19 protein-coding genes are annotated in these 20350 nt (G+C 74.1%); 3 read left to right on the forward strand and 16 right to left on the reverse strand.

Annotated features, from left to right (window positions below):
- The first annotated feature begins 164 nt into the window (after positions 1-164).
- Positions 165-2750 carry an endopeptidase La gene (gene lon / locus BL253_RS14800; RefSeq protein WP_076817406.1) on the forward strand — a complete coding sequence of 862 codons (2586 nt, stop codon included), beginning with the start codon at positions 165-167 and terminating at the stop codon, positions 2748-2750.
- Between the two features lie 248 nt (positions 2751-2998).
- Positions 2999-3406 (forward strand): VOC family protein, encoded by a 408-nt coding sequence (locus BL253_RS14805; RefSeq protein WP_076817305.1) that lies wholly within the window; start codon positions 2999-3001, stop codon positions 3404-3406.
- Between the two features lie 189 nt (positions 3407-3595).
- Here BL253_RS14805 and BL253_RS14810 read toward each other — a convergent pair whose 3' ends face one another.
- The 3 genes from BL253_RS14810 to BL253_RS42905 form a co-directional block, all read right to left on the reverse strand.
- Complete coding sequence (locus tag BL253_RS14810) at positions 3596-4318, reverse strand: NeuD/PglB/VioB family sugar acetyltransferase (protein ID WP_076817307.1); 723 nt, start codon at positions 4316-4318, stop codon at positions 3596-3598.
- Between the two features lie 510 nt (positions 4319-4828).
- Entirely contained in the window at positions 4829-5164 is a 336-nt protein-coding gene (locus BL253_RS14815; RefSeq protein WP_076817408.1) for a TFIIB-type zinc ribbon-containing protein, read from the reverse strand.
- Between the two features lie 193 nt (positions 5165-5357).
- The gene (locus tag BL253_RS42905; RefSeq protein ID WP_076817309.1) at positions 5358-6566 is read right to left on the reverse strand and encodes an aminoglycoside phosphotransferase family protein; all 1209 of its coding nucleotides are present in this window, start codon (positions 6564-6566) and stop codon (positions 5358-5360) included.
- Positions 6567-6895: 329 nt separating this feature from the next.
- Between BL253_RS42905 and BL253_RS44740 the strand changes: the two genes are divergently transcribed.
- A complete protein-coding gene (locus BL253_RS44740; protein WP_076817311.1) occupies positions 6896-7759 on the forward strand; it encodes a PadR family transcriptional regulator in 864 nt (287 codons plus the stop codon).
- Positions 7760-8217: 458 nt separating this feature from the next.
- On the opposite strand, the gene BL253_RS14830 is transcribed toward BL253_RS44740, so the two are convergent.
- The 13 genes from BL253_RS14830 to BL253_RS14890 form a co-directional block, all read right to left on the reverse strand.
- Positions 8218-8421: a cold-shock protein gene (locus BL253_RS14830; RefSeq protein ID WP_071051652.1), complete on the reverse strand. Its 204-nt coding sequence runs from the start codon at positions 8419-8421 to the stop codon at positions 8218-8220.
- 353 nt (positions 8422-8774) lie between these two features.
- Positions 8775-9200, reverse strand: coding sequence for a PPOX class F420-dependent oxidoreductase (locus BL253_RS14835; protein WP_076817313.1), 426 nt, complete (start codon positions 9198-9200; stop codon positions 8775-8777).
- A gap of 118 nt (positions 9201-9318) precedes the next feature.
- A complete protein-coding gene (locus BL253_RS14840; RefSeq protein ID WP_076817314.1) occupies positions 9319-9813 on the reverse strand; it encodes a nitroreductase family deazaflavin-dependent oxidoreductase in 495 nt (164 codons plus the stop codon).
- A gap of 29 nt (positions 9814-9842) precedes the next feature.
- Positions 9843-10367: a pyridoxamine 5'-phosphate oxidase family protein gene (locus tag BL253_RS14845; RefSeq protein ID WP_076817316.1), complete on the reverse strand. Its 525-nt coding sequence runs from the start codon at positions 10365-10367 to the stop codon at positions 9843-9845.
- 430 nt (positions 10368-10797) lie between these two features.
- Positions 10798-11169 (reverse strand): ferredoxin, encoded by a 372-nt coding sequence (locus BL253_RS14850; RefSeq protein WP_081438321.1) that lies wholly within the window; start codon positions 11167-11169, stop codon positions 10798-10800.
- A 117-nt stretch (positions 11170-11286) separates the two neighbouring features.
- Entirely contained in the window at positions 11287-12699 is a 1413-nt protein-coding gene (locus tag BL253_RS14855; protein ID WP_241834802.1) for an NADH-ubiquinone oxidoreductase-F iron-sulfur binding region domain-containing protein, read from the reverse strand.
- A 194-nt stretch (positions 12700-12893) separates the two neighbouring features.
- Positions 12894-13556 carry a ferric reductase-like transmembrane domain-containing protein gene (locus BL253_RS14860; RefSeq protein WP_081438322.1) on the reverse strand — a complete coding sequence of 221 codons (663 nt, stop codon included), beginning with the start codon at positions 13554-13556 and terminating at the stop codon, positions 12894-12896.
- Positions 13553-14821, reverse strand: a complete 1269-nt coding sequence (locus tag BL253_RS14865; protein WP_081438323.1) for an FAD:protein FMN transferase — start codon at positions 14819-14821, stop codon at positions 13553-13555. Before BL253_RS14865 ends, BL253_RS14860 begins: the two co-directional genes overlap by 4 nt.
- 1 nt (position 14822) lies before the next feature.
- Positions 14823-15146: a hypothetical protein gene (locus BL253_RS14870; protein WP_076817322.1), complete on the reverse strand. Its 324-nt coding sequence runs from the start codon at positions 15144-15146 to the stop codon at positions 14823-14825.
- A 212-nt stretch (positions 15147-15358) separates the two neighbouring features.
- Positions 15359-16108: a LutC/YkgG family protein gene (locus tag BL253_RS14875; protein ID WP_076817324.1), complete on the reverse strand. Its 750-nt coding sequence runs from the start codon at positions 16106-16108 to the stop codon at positions 15359-15361.
- The gene (locus BL253_RS14880; protein ID WP_076817325.1) at positions 16105-17694 is read right to left on the reverse strand and encodes a LutB/LldF family L-lactate oxidation iron-sulfur protein; all 1590 of its coding nucleotides are present in this window, start codon (positions 17692-17694) and stop codon (positions 16105-16107) included. Before BL253_RS14880 ends, BL253_RS14875 begins: the two co-directional genes overlap by 4 nt.
- A 322-nt stretch (positions 17695-18016) precedes the next feature.
- Positions 18017-18814, reverse strand: a complete 798-nt coding sequence (locus BL253_RS14885; protein WP_076817327.1) for a (Fe-S)-binding protein — start codon at positions 18812-18814, stop codon at positions 18017-18019.
- Between the two features lie 4 nt (positions 18815-18818).
- On the reverse strand, positions 18819-20330 hold the full coding sequence (locus BL253_RS14890) for a rhamnulokinase (protein WP_076817329.1): 1512 nt from the start codon (positions 20328-20330) through the stop codon (positions 18819-18821).
- Between the last annotated feature and the right edge of the window lie 20 nt (positions 20331-20350).

The raw sequence follows: 20350 nt of genomic DNA on the forward strand, positions 1-20350 counted from the left end.
CCCAGCCTCGCTGGCCCACCTGCCCGTGGCTGTCTGTTCGGTCTCGGCGAACAGACAGGGTGGCTGAGGCGGAACAACGACGGGCTCCGATGACTTGAGTCGGTCAGTGTCAAGTTCTCTGGGCTTGGCGATGACTGCTCTGTTGACCGTGAGGGATGTGCTTCGTGACCCAGACTCGTGTGCTGCCTGTTCTGCCGCTCGACGACGCGGTCGTGCTGCCCGGCATGGTCGTGCCGCTCGCGCTCTCCGACGTGGAGACGCGCGCCGCGGTGGACGCGGCGAGAGCGTCCGCCCAGTCGCGATCGCCTGACAGCGCCACCACGACCGGCTCGGCGGGGTCGGCGGGCTCGGCCGACGGCCGCAAGGCGCAGGTCCTGCTGACGCCTCGGCTGGATGGCAGGTACGCGCCGGTGGCCGCGCTCGGCGTGATCGAGCAGGTCGGCCGGCTGCCGGGTGGCGAGCCCGCGGTGGTCGTCCGCGCGGTGGCGCGCGCCCGCATCGGCACCGGCAGCACCGGCCCCGGCGCCGCGCTGTGGGTCGAGGCGACCGTTCTCGACGACGTGACGCCCGCGAACGGCAAGATCATCGACCTCGCCCGTGAGTACAAGGCGCTCGTCACCACCCTGCTGCAGCAGCGCGGCGCGTGGCAGGTCGTCGACTCGGTGACCTCGATCGAGGACCCGTCGGCGCTCGCCGACACCGCCGGATACGCCCCGTACCTCACCGCCGCGCAGAAGCTGGCGCTGCTGGAGACCGCCGACGTCGCGGCCCGGCTCGAGAAGGTCCTCGGCTGGACCAGGGAGCACCTGGCCGAGCTCGACGTCGCCGAGACGATCCGCAAGGACGTCCAGGAGGGCATGGACCGCCAGCAGCGGGAGTTCCTGCTGCGCCGCCAGCTGGAGGCCGTGCGCAAGGAGCTGCGCGAGCTTTCCGGCAAGGGCGGCGCCGACGGCGCTGGCGGCGACGCCAGCGACGAGCCGGACGACTACCGTGCCCGCGTCGAGGCGGCCGACCTGCCGGAGAAGGTCCGCGAGGCGGCCCTGAAGGAGGTCGACAAGCTCGAGCGGACCTCCGACCAGTCGCCCGAGGGCGGCTGGATCCGGACCTGGCTCGACACCGTGCTCGACATCCCGTGGAACGAGCGCACCGAGGACTCCTACGACATCGCGGGCGCCCGCGCCGTGCTGGACGCCGACCACGCCGGCCTTGACGACGTCAAGGAGCGGATCGTGGAGTACCTGGCGGTGCGGCGCCGTCGTTCGGACGCTGGCCTGGGTGTCGTCGGCGGGCGGCGCAGCGGCGCGGTGCTGGCCCTGGCCGGCCCGCCCGGAGTCGGCAAGACCTCGCTCGGCGAGTCGGTCGCCCGCGCGATGGGGCGGAAGTTCGTCCGGGTCGCGCTCGGCGGCGTGCGTGACGAGGCCGAGATCCGCGGCCACCGGCGCACCTACGTCGGCGCGCTGCCCGGTCGCATCGTCCGGGCGATCCGCGAGGCCGGCACGATGAACCCGGTCGTGCTGCTCGACGAGGTCGACAAGCTGGGCGCCGACTACCGCGGCGACCCGACGGCCGCCCTGCTGGAGGTGCTCGACCCGGCGCAGAACCACACGTTCCGCGACCACTACCTCGAGGTCGAGCTGGACCTGTCCGACGTGCTGTTCCTCGCGACCGCCAACGTGGCCGAGGCGATCCCCGGCCCGCTGCTGGACCGGATGGAGCTCGTCCGGCTCGACGGTTACACCGAGGACGAGAAGGTCGTCATCGCCCGCGACCATCTGCTGCCCCGCCAGCTCGAGCGGGCCGGCTTCGCGCCGGCGGACGTGACGATCGGCGACGACGCGCTGCGGCTGCTCGCGGGGGAGTACACCCGCGAGGCGGGCGTGCGTGACCTGGAGCGCTCCATCGCCAGGGTGCTGCGCAAGATCGCGGCGAAGGCCGCGATGGGCGCTGCGCGCCCTGATGTCTCCGGCGCCGGCGTGACCGGTTCGGACGCGGCTGGTTCGGACGCGGCTGGTCCGGATGTGGCTGGTGGCGGTGTGCCCGTGGCGAGGGAGGCGGAGCCGGAGGGCGCCGTGGCGCTGCCGGTGACGGTCGGCGGCGGCGACCTGGTCGGTTACCTCGGCAGGCCGCGGCACACGCCCGAGTCGGCCGAGCGCACCGCCGTGGCGGGCGTGGCGACCGGGCTCGCGGTCACCGGCGTCGGCGGCGACGTGCTGTTCATCGAGGCGTCGCTGGCCGACAAGGAGACGGGCGCGACGGGGCTGACGCTGACGGGCCAGCTGGGCGACGTGATGAAGGAGTCGGCGCAGATCGCGCTGTCCTACCTGCGTTCGCGCGGCGCCGAGCTGGAGCTGCCGGTCGGGGACCTGGCCGAGCGGGGCGTGCATGTCCACGTCCCGGCGGGCGCGGTGCCCAAGGACGGGCCGAGCGCCGGCGTCACGATGACCACGGCGCTGGCGTCGCTGCTGTCGGGCCGCCCGGTGCGGGCCGAGGTGGCGATGACCGGCGAGGTGTCGCTGACGGGCCGGGTGCTGCCGATTGGCGGCGTCAAGCAGAAGCTGCTTGCGGCCCACCGGGCCGGCCTCACGACCGTCCTGCTGCCGAGCCGCAACGGCCCGGACCTGGACGACGTGCCGGCGGCGGTGCGCGACGCGCTCACCGTCCACCTGGTCTCCGACGTGCGCGAGGTCCTCGACCTGGCCCTCGAGCCCGCCGCGTTCGACCCGGCTCGGGGCGCGATGATCGCCGCATAGGTGGCGGGTAGTACCCGGTGACCCACGGCCGGCCGGTGGACGAAGGATCCCCGGCCGGCCGTCGGCGTCGCCCCCCGTGGCGATGTTTCGCCACGGGGTCGTGCCGCGTCGGCGTTGTTTCACCGTCGGCGTGGTTACCCGTTGGTGTCGGGTGACATCCCGGCTGGCGGCGTCTCCTTTGGTGGATGAAACATCACGGTGAGACGATGTGACCCTTAGGAGTGTCGGCCGTACAGGACGGTGGGGGAGTGCTTGCTGACGCTGAGCTAATAGCCTTTGTGCCGACGGTTGATCTCGACCGGGCGCTGAACTTCTACCAGGGCGTCCTCGGACTCCCGCTGACGGAGGAGACGCCGTCGGCGGCGGTGTTCCAGATGGACGGGACCATGCTGCGCGTCAGCGCGGTGCGCGAGGTCGTGCCGCAGCCCTTCACGACGCTCGGCTGGCGGGTGGAGGACATTGTGGACGTCGTGCGGTGGCTCACCGACCGGGGCGCGCGGGTCAACCGCTACGACGGCATCGACCAGGACGGCCTCGGTATCTGGACGTCGCCGGACGGTGACCGAATAGTGTGGTTCAACGATCCCGACGGTCACACCTTGTCGGTAACCCAGTTCTCCGCTGACCCGCTCGCGGTGAACCACGTTCCTGAATGATTCTGGTTCCGGGTCGCCGCGCCCGGCTGCCGGCCGCACGATTTTGCATTTCGGAGCCGCTCCGTCACCCGCTGACCACCCAGACGCCATTCCGGCGTATCGGCGCGGACACCGGACGGCGCGGATACCGACCAGAATGGCCTGGGATTGCGCGGCGGGGCGGCTCCGAACGGATTCCGCCCCGCCCGTTCAGCGGCCGGAGCGCGCGAATCCCGTGCGGGGCGCGACGCCCGACGGGACTGTCGGAACCGGGGGCGGTCCCACCGACGGACGGAGCAGCTGAGCCGGAACACCGGCCCAGATCTCGCTGTCGCCGACCCCGCCGACCACGGCCGCGCCCATGCCGATCATCGACCAGGCGCCCACCGTAAGCCCCTCGCGGACGGTGCAGCTCTGCCCCAGGTAGGCCCCGACCCGCACCCGCGCGGAACCGGCGAGCGTGACCGCGGCGCAGACGCTCACGTAGTCCTCGACGACGACGTCGTGGGCGAGCACCGCGTTCGGCATCACCGCGACGTGCTGGCCGACGGTCACGTCCGCCGTGAGCACGACACCCGCGAGCAGCACCGACCCGGCCCCGACCGAACACGAGGGCGGCACCACGGCGCGCGGGTGGATCACGCTGGTGTAGCGGTCGGCGCCGATGCCCATCTCCTCGAGCCGATGGCGCAGCACGGCACGCGAGCGCCCGCGGCCGGGCCCGAGCAGCAGGCGGGCCCGTGGGTAGTGGGCCACCCGTTCCAGGCCGCCAAGCACCTGCGCACCCCCGATCGGGGCGCCCCACAGCGCCGGGTTGTCGTCAAGGAAGCCCACGACGTGGTGCTCACCGGACGCGCGGGCGGCCTCCGCCGCCTCCCGGGCCAGGCCACCAGCGCCAACGATGAGCAGCGGGACAGGCCCGGCGGCGGTCATGCTGTCCTTTATACGGCTTGAGCGGCCCAAAGGCGCTCTAAGGTATTCCGCGCAGGCATGATGCACTTCGTTCATCCGCCGTGAAGAGTCAACGGGCGGCGCGAAGGTCCCCAGTATCGTTGCGCACGGAGCATACGCCGCCGCACCGTGACAATCATCGGGCCGCCTACCAGTACCGCTCGAGGGAACGGTTACCCCGCGCGACATTCGTGCTCCGAGACACTCGCCCTGGAGCGACGAGACGCTCGTCCAGAGTCGATCGGTCGCCATTCCGGGCGTCGGCAACCAGGCCCGAACCCGCTCGGCCAGCGTCCTGCCTGGCCTCGCGTGGCCTTGTGTGCGCCTTCCCGGGCGATCGCCGAGCCCAAGCCCAAGCTCGAAACTGGGCCCGAGCCGGGCTGGGCCGAGCCGGGCTGGGCCGGGCCGGGCTGGGCCGGGCTGGGCTGGGCTGGGCCTCGGACGCCGTGGCGCCTCGGCCCGGGAGGGCCAGAGGCCCTGGTGGGTCTGGAGTCAGGACGAGAACAGCATGTTGAAGAAGCCGCCCTGCCCGTGGCGGCCGTGGCCACGCCCGTGGCCGCCGTGGCCCCAGGCTGGCTGGCCATAAGCAGGTTGGCCATAGGCGGGTTGGCCGTACGCTGGCTGGCCATACGCGGGCTGGCCGTAGGGCTGCGCGGGCGGTGGCGGCGGGGCGGGCGGAGCCGACTGCGTCCACTGCGACTCCAGCCGGGTCAGCGTCTCCAGCTCGCCATAGTCGAGAAAGATCCCGCGGCAGCCGTCGCACTGCTCGATCTGGACGCCGTTGCGGTTGTAGGTCCGCATCACCGCGTGGCACTTGGGACACTGCATCGTCGGTTGGTTCACGTCTACCTACCCATCCAGGAGGCGGGCTCGTCGGGCCCGTAGCGTACTGACCTTGCATCATCTACAGCGCTGTCAAATGTACGACTAGAGCCAGGTCTTGCCCGGCGCCGAGCCGTTGCCGCCACATCGCCGCCACGGGGCAGCCGCGAGGGGATGGCGAACGTCGCCGAGAACGGCACTACAAGAGCATCCGGCGGCAACAGGTGACAAACGCGTGGCCGAGCGGGTCGAGCCCGTCGGGGCCGACACCGTCCCCGGCGCGGCCGACCCTGTCCCGGTCACCAGCGGAGGCCGTCGGCAGCGTCGCGGTGAGGGCACGTGCGGCGTACTCGACGACGAACGTCCGGGCGGGCAGGTCGACGGCGGGCCAGGGATCGCCACCGGCGGGTAGCGCCGGCCCGCCCGCGACCCGGTAGGTGTCGACGAACCGCGCCCACACCGCGGGCGGCAGCAGCCCGGCGGCGAACCAGGCGGCGGGCCGGGCCAGGTCCCACGCCGGGTCGCCGATCCCCAGGTCGTCGACGTCCACCAGCCGCCACCCGTCGGCCTCGGTCCTGACCAGCTGCCCGAGATGCCAGTCGCCGTGGATCAGCGTGACCGGCCGGCCGGGCCGCGCCGTCGCGACCGCGTCCCGATCCGGCAGCGCGCGATAGGCGGCCAGTACAGCGTCCCGCGCCGAGCCGGCGGAGAGCGGGACGCCTTCGACCTCCTGTGCCCCTTCGATCTCCCGCGCCCCCGCGACGGTTGGCGGCCGCGAGGCCCTCGGCGCGTCCGCGGCCTCGGGCGCCGCGGCCGGGCACAACGTCGCCGCCTGGCGCCGGAGGGCCTCGACCGCGGGTGCCAGCCGCCTGCGCGGGTGGGCGGCGAGGGCCGCGACGTCCGTGGGATATGGCGCGGTGTGCAGCCGGGCCAGCAACACGGCGGCCTGCTCCCACGGCGCGTCGTCCGCGTCGTCCGGTCCGAGCGCCGCGCCGAACGGCCAGGCGCTGACCCAGCGTCCACCGACGCGGGCCGCGTAGCCGCCGAGCTCAGCGCCCGGGACCGGCTGGGGCGCGAGCAGGGCCGCGGCCAGGCGTGGGTCGGCCGCGGTGAGCAGCCGGGCCGCGAGCGCCGCCGGGTCGATGCCGGCCTGGTGCGCCTTCAGCACCACACGCCCGCGCCGGACCACCAGCCGGTCGTGCCGCCGCGAGAGCACCTCGACGGCATCGCCATGGTCATCGCCGTGGTCATCGGCATCGGCCGGCGCCACCAGCCGCGCGGCAAGCGCGGCCATGCCGTCCAGAAGCGTCTGGGTCGCTGCCGTGTCCGGTAATGCGGCGGCGCCGGACCCGTCGGCCCCGACGGTCGCCTTCCCTGCCGGGATCGTTGGCGCGGGTGTGCCGTCCACCCCGTGATTCAACCAATCATGCCGCCGCAGGGGTTGGGGCGCGGTTCTCGGATCGGCCAGGCCCGCCGCCCAGAGCGATCGCGAAGGATCTTGCCGGCAGCCGGGACTTGCCAAGCGTGCTAACGCGATATATCGTGAGCGTGTCACTGAAACACCGGCTCGCTCCAGATAGGCAAACGCCCGGAGCGCGCCCGGTGCCAGTGGCTCTCGTGGGAGGCGCCGGGCTCGGCTGGCGCGCCTGGCCGCGCGCCGATCGGATACCCATCGGACGCCCCCGCGCATCTACCTCCATCAGCGCGCAAGCGCACATTCCGCAAGGAGACACCACCATGAAGTCCGATCATCGTGATTGGTCCGGGTCACACCCGGAGGAGTCCGGCCCGCGCGGCGGAGGCCGGCGGCACCACGGCCCGTTCCGCCGGCACGGCCACGGGTTCGCGCATCACCCCGGCCCTGGCATGGGCCCGTTCCCTCGCCCCGACGGGGGCCCGTTCCCTGGTCCCGGCCTCGGGGTGTTCGGCGGACCGCCCCCCATGGGAGCGATGCATCCCGGCCCGGTTCCCCCGGGTGGTCCGGGGCCCTGGGCCGCCGGCCCATGGGGACGGCGGGGGCGTCCGGGCGGCGGCCGCGGCCGCGCCGGACGCGGCGACGTTCGCACCGCCGTTCTGCTGCTGCTCGCCGACGCGGACGGCCCGATGCACGGCTACCAGCTGATGCAGGCGATCGCCGAGCGCACCGGCGGCGCCTGGCAGCCCAGCCCCGGCGCCGTCTACCCGACGATCAGCCAGCTCGAGGACGAGGGCCTGGTCACCGTCACCGCCGATGGCGGCCGGCGCCTGGTCACCCTCACTGACGCTGGCCGTGAGCACGTCACCGCCAACCGCGCGACGCTCGGGGACCCGTTCGCCGGGTTCACCGCCCGCGCCGGCGGCGGCGCCAGCCTGATCGGCCCGGTCCAGGAGCTGCACGCCGCCACCTGGCAGGTCGCGAGGACCGGCGACGCCGACCAGATCACGGCCGCCCACAAGATCCTCACGGACGCCCGCAGGGCCCTGTACCTGATCCTGGCCGGCGAGCCGACCGGCGAGCCGACCGGCGACTCCGGCGGCCCGGCCGAGCCGGCCGCCGAGTCGGTCCCGGAGCCGCCCGCGGCATCCGCCTCGGGCGACGCGGCGCCCGCCACCGGCGAGTGACCACTGGCACTGGCGAGTGACCACCGGCGGAGTCCGGCCCGTCTCCGGCGGGCCGGACTCCGCCGTCCCGTCAGCAGCTCTACAGCCTTTCTTAAGGCGCAGCCAAGATTCGGCGCTCATCCTGAGCGTCGAGGCCCTTCTCACAAGCCCGGTCGGTCGTCGCGCAGGGCTCCCTCCGCGCGACGGCTGACCGGGTCCCCTCCGCTCCCCGGCGGCGTTCGCCGACCTTCGTCGCGCGAGATCGCCCGGGCTGCCCTCGGTCGGGATCGAAACGCGAGCCCCCGTCGGTTCACGTCCGAGCACGCTTCCGTCGATCAAACCGGCGGCGCGGCAAAATCACCGGCCAACCCTGCCTGAAATTACATCAGGCCGATTCGGTGGAGCTTGGGGGCCCGCTCAGAACAAAGCAGCGCGCGGCCCGGCGGCCGCGCGCTGCTCTGTCTGAGGTCGAGGGGTCGTCAGACGGGCTGAACCTTGTCAGCCTGCGGACCCTTCTGGCCCTGCACGATCTCGAACTGCACGTTCTGTCCTTCGTCAAGCGACTTGTAGCCGTCCGACATAATCGCTGAGAAGTGGACGAACACGTCCGGACCGCCACCGTCCACGGAGATGAATCCGAAGCCCTTCTCCGCGTTGAACCACTTGACGGTACCCTGAGCCACGAGCGTTCTCCTTGCTACTTTCCCGGTAGACGTCCTTCGTCTCCCGGTCTCGCGCCGGCCGAGGAGCGCTCCACGTCCGGCCGTCCCGTTCGACGATGCATGACGTTCATACAGCGGAGAACCGGTAACGCCTCCACCTTACCCGCCCGCGGCGCCGGCGGTGCTGTCGCGGCCCGGCTGGATCCCATCTGTTTACACACTTCCAGGGTGCGAATGGGGTAATGGCGGCGCACACGGCCGACCGGGCTTCTCGGGACAGGGCAGACCGGTTCGGTCGACGGGACGCGGGGCGGTGGGCCACGAGTCCTGGTCGCCGCCGCGCGATGGTATGGGTCTGGCCGCCAAGCCCGTGGTCAGTGCGAGGCCGGTGCCCAGGGGCCGACGCCGCCGATGCGCTGGATGGAGTAGCGCACGATGTAGCCGGGCCCCTTCGGCGCCGGGAACTCGGCGTCGGGGGAGATGTAGACCTTCGCCAGCCGGTTGAGCAGGTCCCAGGCGTCGTCGGTCGGCTGAATGGTGGCTCGCGCCTGCACCACGGCGTACTGGTTCATGAAGATGCCGGGCACATGYGGCGCGTCGAAGGACAATACCGCCCGCGGGTCCCGGTCGAGGTTGCGCAGCTTCGTATGCCACGACATATGTCCGCTGACCAGGTCATCGCCGTCCAGGCCGATCCAGATCACGGTCACCTGTGGGCTTCCGTCGGGGTTGATGGTGCTGAGGTGAGCCATGGGCCCGGATTCGACCAGCTCTCGCAGCGTAGGTGGCAGACCATTCATGCCTTGCTCCTTTCCACATGCCGGTGTGCTGCTCCATGAATTTTCGGCATGGATGCCGGATGGTGGCCATGTCACCATGATGAGTTCGCCGGATGGACCTGCCCGGCAGGGGGCAACGTCAGCGGGGGACCAGGATGATGACGGGGATCTCGCGGTCAGTCCAGCTTTGGTACCTCGCGAAGTCGGCGTAGAGCTCGACCAGGCGCGGCCACAGGCTGGCGCGTTCCTCGGGCGAGGCGACCCGGGCCAGGACGGAGACATCTCGCCGGCCCTTCAGATGCACCCGCGTCTCGGGGTGGGCGATCAGGTTCAGATACCACTGCGGGTTCTTCGGTAGCCCGCCCTGAGAGGCCACGACGACCAGTTCGTCACCGGATCGCAGGTACAGGAGCGGGGTGGTGAACAGCTTCCCGGACCTGCGGCCGCGATGCTCCAGAAGCAGCGTCGGCACCGGCCGGCGGAAACCCGCCCCGACGCGCCACTTGCCGCCGACGCGCCCATTGGTCAGCCTGAAGACCCGCACCTGGGTTCTGGCCATGTACTTGATGGCCCTGGCCGTCGTGGGGGAGCCCAGGCCGCTGGGGGCCTCCTCGGGCAGGGAGAAACGTGCCACCGAAGCTCCTGATCCTGAACGTGAGCGGCCTACAGGGACCGGGACGACGGGGATGCGGCGTGGCGAGGAGCGGTCGTCCCCCCGACGGGCATCGCGCCCATGCCGAGCTTGCGATGGTCCCAGGAACGGGTGCGCTCGACGTCGAAGCGCACGGCGACGCGCTTGTGGAGCATGAACTCCACGAGCGGCTTCGCCTCGTCGCTGTAGGGCCCGTTGTAGCGCTCCCAGACGTTCACGCCGACGGCCCACAGCGCCTCGGGATCGTCCACGATCTCGGCTCGGCCCTCCATCGAGACCCCGCGCAGGGTGTCATAGGTCAGGCCGTCCTCCATCAGGACGGTGACGCGCGGGTCGCGGCGGATGTTGAGCGCCTTCTGCGCCTTCGCCTTCGTCTCGAACCACAGCACCCCGTCGAGGACGGCGAACCACATCGCGACGGCGTGCGGATGACCGGTCGGCCCGAGCGACACCAGCGTCGCCGTGCGCCGCGTCGTCACATATGCCGAGATCTCCTCGGCCGTCATCTCGACCTGGGACCGCTGATTTGCTCCCACGTGATCTGCTTCCTCTTCAGGTGCCGTCTGGCCCGTATCTCGTCCTCGTAGGTGTCGGTCGCCGCGCGCTGCCCGCGCCGCCGGCACCGGCCAGGCGAAACGCGGTGTGGCCGAGGCCGGGCTGACGAGGATCGACGTCACGACTCCGACGATGGCCCCTCGCGGTGGTCGAGGTGGCACATCGATGCCCGACAGACGCAGTGTGCGCGATGGCCGGTGCGTGATCCACTGATCACGGGTCGACCGGGCCGTACCGCGTGATCCATGTGAGGAGACGAGCCGGGGATACCCAGGGACGGGGACCTCTCGGCCGAGTAGCGGGCGTCGTCCAGGAGACGCCTGTGACCTGTGCGGACGGGGGCCGGAGATCGCGCCCGCCGCACCTCCGGCGCGTTCGCGTGCGCGGTCGGAACTACCTGACAGGGCCCTGCTACGAGACGTAGCGCAGCCGGAGCGCCTGCCGCGGGCAGGTGTCGGCGGCGCGGCGGGCGTGCGCGGCCAGCGGCGGCGGGACCGGGATGTCGCGGCTCGGTCGGCCCGGGGGGAGCTCGCCGTCACGTGCGGTGGCCGCGCGGGCCGCGTCCTCGCGGGAGATCGGGTAGCCCCAGCGGTCCTGGGCGAGCACCTCTGGCAGCAGCTCGACGCACCAGCCGCGGCCGTCGCACGCGGTCCAGTCGACGGTGAGCAGCCAGCTCGTCGGCGGCTTCACCGCGGCGCGAGTGCCACTGCCCGCGTGCGTGACCGTCTCCGACTGCGCCGGGCCGCGTGAACTGGCTGACCATTGCGGTGATCCACTGGACATTGCTGGGTCCTTCCGGCTGGTTGCGGGGCTCGGGACTGCGCCGGCGGTTCGGCGGCGAACGCCGCCACATCAGGAACTACCCGCGTCGTTGCGTAACAGCACCTGGGATGACGGCGATCACGTGACGGAACCGACGCAGCGGCCGGCCGCGTGGGCCGCCAGGTCCGCGGCGAAGACACGCAGCGCGGTGCGGACGAGCCGGGCTGCGCCGTCGGGATGGCGGCACGCGCCGCGGCCGTCGACCAGTTCCGCGAGCTCAGCCGCCTGCGTGACCCAACGGGCGACCGGGTCCCCCGCCGCGTCCCCCGCCGCCGAACCGCCTGCCGCCGCGCTGCTCGACGCCGCCGAGCCGCCCGTCAGGAATTCGCCTGCCGCCAGGCCGCCCACCCCTGGGCCGCCCGCCGCCGACAGGTTGGCCATCGCCGCCGCCAGCTCGGGCAGGCCGCGGCGGCACGGCCCGCACTGACCGGCGCTCTGCCCGGCCAGGTACCCGACGATCCTGGCCGTCTCCGCCAGCCCGCACAGCCGCGCGGGCAACACGTGGACGAGACCCGGCCCCGGGCCGGCGTCCCAGGCGGTGAGGGCCGCCCGCGACATCGGTACCGCGTGTGCCCGACCCGCCGGCACCCAGCCACCGCCGTACCCGCCGACGCGGATCGCCCCCGGCTCCTCGGCCGCGCCACCCGCGAGCCCGGCGATCTCGCCGAGCGTCGCGCCGGTCGGCACCTCGACCAGTCCGGGGAAGATGACCGCGCCGCTGACCGTGACGAGCATGGTGCCTGGCTCGCCGGGTGCGCCGGTCCCTCGGAACCACCCAGCGCCGTACCGGGCGACCAGCGCCAGGTGAGCGAGCGTCTCGGCGTTCAGCACGATGACCGGCCGGCGCAGCCGTCCCGCCCGCCCGGCGCCACGCGGTGCCGGCGCGGCGAGCGGAATCCACTGGGGGAACGGCCTGGCAGGTCTCCCCGCGACCGCGGCCGCCGCGGCGGCCGCCTCGCCGGCGACGAACACTCCCGCCGGAGCCGCCCGGACGTCGGGCGGTACACGATCGAGGCGCGCCGTGCGCCGTTCGGCGATGGCGCGGGTGACGGCGTCGGCGGCGGGGCCCGGTTTGACGTAGACGTGGGTCTCGGCCGCGGCGACGGCCTCGGCGGCCAACGCCAGGCCGTCGAGCACCAGGTGGGGTGCCGCGGTCAGCAGCCAGGCGTCCTTGCGGCTCTCCGGCTCGCCCTCGGCCGCGTTCGCGATCACCGTGGCCGGCCCGCCGCGCGGTCCTGCGCCACCGAGCGCGGCGGCTGGTGGTCCGGTGGTCACACCGCCGCCGGACGCGGCGGCCAGCTTTCGCCAGACCGGGAAACCGGCGCCGCCCCGCCCGGTGAGGCCGGACCCGCGCAGCTCGTCGATGAGCGGGCCGGGCCCGCCCCGCCACGGGACCGGACCCAGGCGGGCAAGGTGCTCCGCGAGGTTCTCGGCGGCGGAGCCGAACAGCCGGAGGCCGTGATCCGGCGGCGGCGGGGACGATGGCGCCACGCGTGGCGCTGACCCGGCCGGGCGCCGCGACCCGGCCGGGCGCCGCGACCCGGCCGGGCGCCGCGACCCGGCCGGGCGCCGCGACCCGGCCGCCGTTCGTCCCGCCGGGTGCGCCGGGCCAGGGCGCGGGACGGGCATGGCGTCCTGATGCCGGTTGGGGCGCGGCGCCTGGGCGCCGGGCGCGGGCGCGGCGGTCATCGGGCCCGCTCCGTGCCCACGGGCGCGCCGGCGGGCTGACCACCGGGTCCAGTGCTGAGCTGAACGCCACCGCCGGACCTGGCGTGGGGCCGACCGCCGGGTCTGCCGCTGGTACGGGTCGTCCCGCGCGTCGTCAGGAAGGCTGCCGAGCAGCGCCAGCCGATCGCGAGCAGGACGGCGCCGGCGCAGACCACCGCGACGAGCACCTGCCAGCGGGTTCCGACGTCGCTGCCCGAGCCGAGGGAGTGCGCGAACGCCAACGGCCAGGTGGCATAGGCGGCCCAGTGCAGCGCCCGCCAGGCCCGAGCACCGATCCGGCGGCGCAGCAGGCTCGTCGCGACGAGTGCCACGAGCAGGTCGAGCGCGACCGTCCCAAGCCCCACCCACAGCGGCCGGTAGGCGGCGCGGAACGGCAGCACCACGTCCAGGACGGCGACCTGGGCGAACGGGTCGGCCACGAGCGTCGTCACGTGGATGGCGAGCAGCGCCACGGCGAGCAGGCTCGCGTCGCGGTGCACCGTCGCCAGCGCGAACCCCGCAAGACCGGCGGCGGGGCGCCCCGAGCGAGCCGCGATTCCCAGGACGACCGTGAGCGTGAGGACCAGCAGCAACGTCATCCCGGTGCCGCGCGCGGTGTACCAGAGCACGTCGTTCGTCATCGCGCCCTACCTCCGTGGGCCATGCCCGCGGGCGCGCTGCCCGCCCGCGCGGCCGCCGCGATGGCGACGGCGAGGGCGACAGGCGTCAGGGCAATGGTGGGGGTGGCGTCGGGGACGGGTACTACCGGCAACGGCTCGGGCGGCCAGCCCGCGATGGCCAGCACGGAGCCGCCGGCGTCGACCAGGCGCGCGGGCAGGCGAAGCCGGCGCAGCCAACCCGCGGCCGTCTCACCGCGGATGATGGACGCGGTGCTCGCGGTGTTGGCCGCGAGGCAACTGCCGGCGGCGACGGTCACCGTCCGCCAGATCACCGGGGCGGGTCGGCAGGTCCGCGGATCAAGGACGTGGTGGAGCACCCGGCCCTCGTGCCGCCAGCGCCGGCCGATGGTGCTCGACGTGGCCAATGCCCCGCCGGGGGCGAGCGTCACCGTGCCCGCCGGCTCGCCGGGGCGGTCCTGTACCCGGACGCGCCAGCCGCCGGGCGGCGCGTCGCCGGCGGTCGCGATGTCACCGCCGAGGCTGATCAGCGTGCCCGTGCCCAGCCGTCTCGCGACCAGGGCGGCGCACCGGTCCGCCGCGTGCGCCTTCGCCGTCGCGCCCAGGTCGAGCTGGACACCGGCCGGCACCGTCAGGACGTCGCCGTCGAGGATGACACGCCGCCACGCGGGCGCGAGCCGAACCACCATGGTCGCCGGTCCGCCGGCGCTGAGCGCGGCCGGGACGACCGGTCTGGCGGTCGGGGCAGACCTGACGGTCGTGGCAGGCCCGGCGGCGGGACCGAGGACGGTGGTGGGACTGACTGTGACAGGAACGGCGGCGGTGGTGGGACTGCCGGCGTCGCCATGGGCCGAGGCGAATGCCCGGCTGGCGTCGTCGACGTGGCCGGTCGTTCCGGGAGCGGGCGCGCGGCCGGGCGTCAGGAGGCCGCCGGGCGTCAGGAGGCTTATGTCGCGGTCGTAGCCGAGTGCGGCGAGCGGGCCGCCGAGCGTCGGGACGACGTCGCCGCCGCTGGCCTCAGCCGCGGTGAGCGCCGCGGCGACCAGTTCCGCGAGGAGCGGGCTGACGCGGCGCGGCCTCCCGCCGGCGGCGGCGAGCTGGCTGATCTCCGAGTCGTCGCGGAACCGGCTCGCCGCCGCGTCCACGGCCGCGAGTTCGTCCGCCACGATCTGCCTTGCCTCGTCGATCGTCGCGGGGTCGGTGACGACCACCCGCGCGGTCGTGCTCCAGATCGCCCACTCGGCGGACGCCGGGCTGTCGGCGGGCATGTCAGCTGCCACCCGAACTGCCGTGGAAGCCGCCGGCTCCGCCACTGCCGCCGGAGACGAGGCCGTCGCCGGACCCGTCGGCGAACGGCCAGGTCGAGTCGTCGCTCCCGGACGACAAGCCGCCGTCCTGCGTGCCGCCGGTGGTCGAGTCGTCGTCCGTCCCGCCGCCGCCCGTGCCGGCGGAGGCCACGGAGTGGTCGCGGGCGAGCACCCCGAATCCGATGACCGCCGCGGCGCTGATGGCGAACAGGCCGGTGGTCGCCCTCGCCGTGCGCCGGATCCCGTCGTCGCGGGATTGTCGGGCACCTTCGTCGCGGGTGGTCATGGCGCTGTCCCTCCGTCGGCCCTCGCCTCGACCGTCACCGTGCGCGCCCGTGCCTGCCGAGGCCGGCAGGTTCGGCGCGTGTGCAACGATCGAGGCACCACCGTCAGAGTGGGCGCCTACCCTTGGAGAGGACTGAACGCGCGCTGTGCGCAGGCCCGGAGACGTGTCGGCGATCCGACTCCCGAGTCCGGTCCGTGGTCCCGTTCCCCGTGTCAGCCGACGAGGACGACCTCCAGCGTGCGGGGGCCGTGGACACCCTCGACCCGGTGGAGCTCGATGTCGCTGGTGGCGCTCGGCCCGCTGATCCAGGTCAGCGGGCGGGTCGCGCGTCCGGCGGCGCGCAGGCGGGCGAGTGCGTCCGGCACGCCGGCGACCACCTGGTCAGCGCGCACGACCACCAGGTGGTAGTCCGGGACCAGGGACAGCGCGCGGCGACCCTGCCCGGGCCCGCCGTCGAGCACGACCGTCCCGGTCTCGGCGATCGCCAGCGCGCACCCCGTCAGCACCCCGTCGACGACATCCAGGTCGGTGGCTGTCAGCGGCGGCTCGTCGTCGACCGTCTCGATCCCGCGCGCCGCGGCGAGCCAGCCACCGGGCAGACCCGATGGGCGGACCAGGCGCCGCGCGCCGCGCTGGGCGAGCGCGTCCGCGACGGCGGCGGCGATATCCCCGTCGTCGTTCCCGTCCTTCGCGTCCTTCCTGTCGCTGGTCTGGCCGGCGAGTCCGGCCGGTCCGGCGAGGACTCGGCGGACCAGCGCGTGGTAGTCGACGAGCCGGCCGGCCAGCAGCTCCAGCAACGCCTCCTGTGGGGCGTCCGCCGGGAGGCTCGGGGAACCACCGCCGGCGGTCCGGTAGTCCCGGGAGGCGGGCGGTGCGGCCGGCCGGTCGACGAGCGCGGCGCGCACCCGGGCCAGGACCTCCGCCCGCGCGTCCTCGGACGGCAACGGGTCTGTCCGACTCATCGCGGCGTCCCTTCGTCCGGCCTGTCCGGCCTGTCCGGCCTGTCCGGCCTGTCCGGCCTGTCCGGACCGTCGGGGCCGGAGCGCTGGCGCGACCAGCGATCGCGGAAGGTCTCGGGCGGTGGGAGTGGCAGGTCGCGGCTGGCCGTCCAGGCGGCCAGCGGCGGTGGCAGCCGCCCGATCGCGCCGCGGCGGCGCCCGAGCGGCCGGCCGAGGCGGGCGGCGCGCAGGGCGCGTGCCCAGCGGTTTGGTTTCGCCATCGTCCAGGCGGCCGCGGCCATCACGGCCCGCTCGGGCTTGGGCGGGTGGCCGGCGCCGCGGCCAGTGTCCACGACCTTGGCCCGCAGATGGACCAGCATGGACGGGATGTCGATCGCCACGGGGCAGGCGTCCAGGCAGGCCCCGCACAGCGTCGACGCGTAGGGCAACGAGGGGTTGTCGGCGACGCCGGCGAGCTGCGGGGACAGCACCGCGCCGATCRGGCCAGGGTAGACCGACCCGTAGGCGTGGCCGCCGGTCCGCTCGTAGACGGGGCAGACGTTCAGGCAGGCCGCGCACCGGATGCAGCGCAGCGCCGCCCGCCCGGCCGGGTCGGCGAGCGTCGCCGTGCGGCCGTTGTCCAGCAGCACCAGGTGGAACGCGCGCGGGCCGTCGCCKGGTGCCACCCCCGTCCACATCGAGGTGTACGGGTTCATCCGCTCGCCGGTCGCGGAGCGGGGCAGCAGCTGGAGGAACACCTCGAGGTCGCGCCAGGTCGGGACGATCTTCTCGAGGCCCATCACGGTGATGAGCGTGTCGGGCAGCGTCAGGCACATCCGGCCGTTGCCCTCCGACTCGACGACCGCGAGCGTGCCGGTCTCGGCGACGGCGAAGTTCGCCCCGCTGATCGCGACCTTGGCGGACAGGAAGCGCTGCCGCAGGTGCCGGCGGGCGGCCTCGGCGAGCGCCCGGGGCTCGGCGGTCAGGCCGGGCGGCGCGGGGATGCCGCCGGACGCGCCCATCTCCCGGGTGAAGATGTCGCGGATCTCGGCGCGGTTGCGGTGGATCGCCGGGACGACGATGTGGCTGGGACGGTCATGGCCGAGCTGGACGATGAGCTCGGCGAGGTCGGTCTCCCAGGCGGCGACGCCGGCGTCGGCGAGGGCCTCGTTGAGGCCGATCTCCTGGGTCGCCATCGACTTGACCTTGACGACCTCGGTGGCGCCCGTGGCGCGGACGAGGTCGACGACGATCCGGTTCGCCTCGTTCGCGTCGCGCGCCCAGTGCACGACGCCGCCGCGCGCGGTGACCTGCTCCTCCAGCTGGACCAGGTAGTCGCCCAGGTTCGCGAGCACGTCGTCCTTGATCGCGGCGCCGGCCGCGCGCAGCTGGTCCCAGTCGTCGAGCTCGGCGACGACGCGCGCCCGGCGCCCGCGGATCGTGCCCGTCGCCTTCCCGAGGTTGCGGCGCAGCTGCGCGTCACCGAGTGCCCGGCGCGCGGCCACCGGGAACGGCTCGTCGCCGCGCAGCATCCCCACCCCGCGCGGCGCCGTCGGCGGCACCACCCCCGGCAACCCCAAAAACGTCGTCGACTCACCCGCCCCCGTCACGCCCCACCCCCGCCAACGATCTGTGTCGTCTCAGCGCGCCTATAGGCGCGCTGAGACGACACAGTCCCTGCCCCCAGCGGCGAACTGTGGTGGATGAGCATGCCTGTAGACACCCCCAGATGACACAGTCCGACGTTCGAGCCTGGCCGGGGCGGAAGGCCACCGGCCGGAAGGCGCGGTGAGGGGGTGGCAGACGTACCGGCCCACTCCCTTTCGCCCGTACACGGCCCGCTCAGCCGCACACGGTTGGGCACTGTGCGTATCAGGTCTCGCTGGTTGGCGAGCTGACGGCCCCCGGGCGCCTGACCGCCACCCGGCCGGGTCATCGGGCGGTCCGCGCGACGGATGCGGCGGGTGACGCGGCGGCCGGCGGCGCGACAGTGGACGCGGCGGTGGGTGTGGACGCGAGGATTTCCGCCAGGTGGACGGGGCGGACGCCAGCCCGCAGCCGGGACAGGCCGCCGCCGATGTGCATGAGGCAGGACGAGTCGCCGGCGGTGACGACCTCGGCGCCGGTGGACAGCACGTCGCGCATCTTGTCGGCGAGCATCGCCGTGGAGGTGTCCGCGTTCTTCAGCGCGAACGTCCCGCCGAAGCCGCAGCACGACTCGGCGGCCGCCAGCTCCACCAGCTCGAGCCCGGCGACGGCGCGCAGCAGCCGCGTCGGCGCGTCGCCGACCCGCAGCAGCCGCAGCGAGTGGCAGGTCGGGTGGTAGGTGACCCGGTGCGGGTAGTAGGCCCCGACATCGGTCACGCCCAGCACCCCCACCAGGAACTCGGACAGCTCGTAGGTGCGCGAGGCGAGGTCGGCGGCGGCCGCGGCCAGCGCCTCGTCGCCGGCGGCGGCGGCCAGCGTCGCGTACTGGTGGCGCACCGAGCCGACGCAGGACCCGCTCGGCGCGACGACCGCCTCGTAGCCCTCGAACGCGCCCACGTGTCGCCGCACCAGCGGTAGCGCCTCGCGGGCATAGCCGGTGTTGATGTGCATCTGGCCGCAGCAGGTCTGCGCCATCGGCATGTCGACCTCATGGCCGAGGCGCTCCAGTACCCGCACGGTCGCGTCGCCGACGTCCGGGAACATCCCGTCGACGAGGCAGGTGACGAACAGTCCGACCCGCATCCGCTCAGCTCCCTCCGGCGCCGCCGCGCCGCGGCGGGCCCGGCACCAGGACCGTCCGGGTCCTCGTCGGTTCGTACCGCGTCGGCGGGGCCGTGGCACGGACCAGCGCGCGCAACGCTTCCAGACTGACGTCACCGCCGGCCTCCCGCCCGCCGAAAGCGCCGAAGGCGCCGTGGGCGCGGGCCTGGACCAGCACGTTGCCGAGCGCGGTCGCCTCCGCCGGGCCGGCGAGCACCGGCAGGCCGAGCGCGTCGGCGGTCAGTTGGCACAGCAGCTCGTTGCGCGACCCGCCGCCGACGAGGTGCACGACGTCGACGCGCCGGCGCGACAGGTGCTCGGCGGCGCGCACCGCCCGCGCGTAGGCGGCGGCGAGGCTGTCCAGGACGCAGCGGACGATCTCGGCCGGGGTCCGCGGCTCGCGCTGCCCGCCGGCGCTGGCGGCCGCGGCGAGGCGCGCCGGCATGTCACCGGGCGGCAGGAACTCGGGGGCGTCGGGGTCGACCAGCGGGCCGCCGGGCGGCAGCGCCGCCGCCTGGCCCAGCAGGTCGGCGAGCGCCCGTCGGTGTCCGGCGCGCCGCCACGTCCGCAGGCACTCCTGCAGGATCCACAGGCCCATCACGTTGTGCAGGTAGCGGGTCCGGCCGTCGACGCCCGCCTCGTTGGTGAACCGGGCGGCCCGGCTCTCCTCCGTGAGAACCGGCGCGTCGAGCTCGACGCCGACGAGCGACCAGGTGCCGCACGAGATGTAGGCCCAGTTCTCGCCCGCGGCGGGGACGCCGACGACGGCGGACGCGGTGTCGTGCGAGCCGACCGCAGTGACCGGTGTCCCGGCGGCGAGCCCGGTGTCCTCGGCGGCCTCGGGCCGCAGGCCGCCGACGATCGTGCCCGGGGTGACCAGCGGGGGCAGGATCTCGGGCCGGATCCCGGCGAGCCGGGCGAGCGACGCCCACCAGGTCCGGTCGCGCGCGCCGAGCAGGCCGGTGGTCGACGCGTTCGTCACCTCCGCGACCCACTGCCCGGTCAGCCAGTAGGTCAGCAGATCCGGGATGAGCAGCAGGGACGCCGCGGCGTCCAGCGCGCCGTTGCCCGCCGCCGACTCGGCGGCGAGCTGGTAGAGCGTGGTGAACGGCAGGAACTGCAGCCCGTTCGCCTGGTAGAGCGCCGAGGGGGAGGCCGCGGCGTGCACCGCGTCGAGAACCGTGTCGCTGGTCCGGGCGTCGCGGTAGTGGTGGGGGAGGCCGAGCAGCCGGCCGGCGCCGTCGAGCAGGCCGTAGTCGACCGCCCAGGAGTCGACGCCGATGCTGTGCGGCTGCCCGTGTGTCTCCACGAGGGACCGCAGCCCGGCGAGGATCTCGAGGTAGAGGTGCCCGACGTCCCAGTGCAGGCCGTCGGGCAGGCGCAGCGGCGTGTTCGGGAACCGGCGTACCTCGGTCGCCTCCAGCCGGCCGGGGTCGACGTGCGCGGCGAGCACCCGCCCGTTGGAGGCCCCGAGGTCGACGGCGGCGAACAGGCTCATCGCGCCCTCCCCGCCAGCAC

It is taken from the genome of Pseudofrankia asymbiotica, from assembly GCF_001983105.1.
GTDB classification, from domain to species: Bacteria; Actinomycetota; Actinomycetes; order Frankiales; family Frankiaceae; genus Pseudofrankia; species Pseudofrankia asymbiotica.

What these genes read in the sequence shown, in the direction of transcription:
- BL253_RS14865 (WP_081438323.1), bottom strand. Translation starts at nt 14,821, where the DNA reads ATGCCCGCCGACAGCCCGGCGTCCGCCGAGTGGGCGATCTGGAGCACG.
- BL253_RS14850 (WP_081438321.1), bottom strand. Translation starts at nt 11,169, where the DNA reads ATGTCCAGTGGATCACCGCAATGGTCAGCCAGTTCACGCGGCCCGGCG.
- BL253_RS14890 (WP_076817329.1), bottom strand. Translation starts at nt 20,330, where the DNA reads ATGAGCCTGTTCGCCGCCGTCGACCTCGGGGCCTCCAACGGGCGGGTG.
- BL253_RS14885 (WP_076817327.1), bottom strand. Translation starts at nt 18,814, where the DNA reads ATGCGGGTCGGACTGTTCGTCACCTGCCTCGTCGACGGGATGTTCCCG.
- BL253_RS14870 (WP_076817322.1), bottom strand. Translation starts at nt 15,146, where the DNA reads ATGACCACCCGCGACGAAGGTGCCCGACAATCCCGCGACGACGGGATC.
- BL253_RS14860 (WP_081438322.1), bottom strand. Translation starts at nt 13,556, where the DNA reads ATGACGAACGACGTGCTCTGGTACACCGCGCGCGGCACCGGGATGACG.
- BL253_RS44740 (WP_076817311.1), top strand. Translation starts at nt 6,896, where the DNA reads ATGAAGTCCGATCATCGTGATTGGTCCGGGTCACACCCGGAGGAGTCC.
- BL253_RS14815 (WP_076817408.1), bottom strand. Translation starts at nt 5,164, where the DNA reads ATGCAGTGTCCCAAGTGCCACGCGGTGATGCGGACCTACAACCGCAAC.
- BL253_RS14875 (WP_076817324.1), bottom strand. Translation starts at nt 16,108, where the DNA reads ATGAGTCGGACAGACCCGTTGCCGTCCGAGGACGCGCGGGCGGAGGTC.
- BL253_RS14810 (WP_076817307.1), bottom strand. Translation starts at nt 4,318, where the DNA reads ATGACCGCCGCCGGGCCTGTCCCGCTGCTCATCGTTGGCGCTGGTGGC.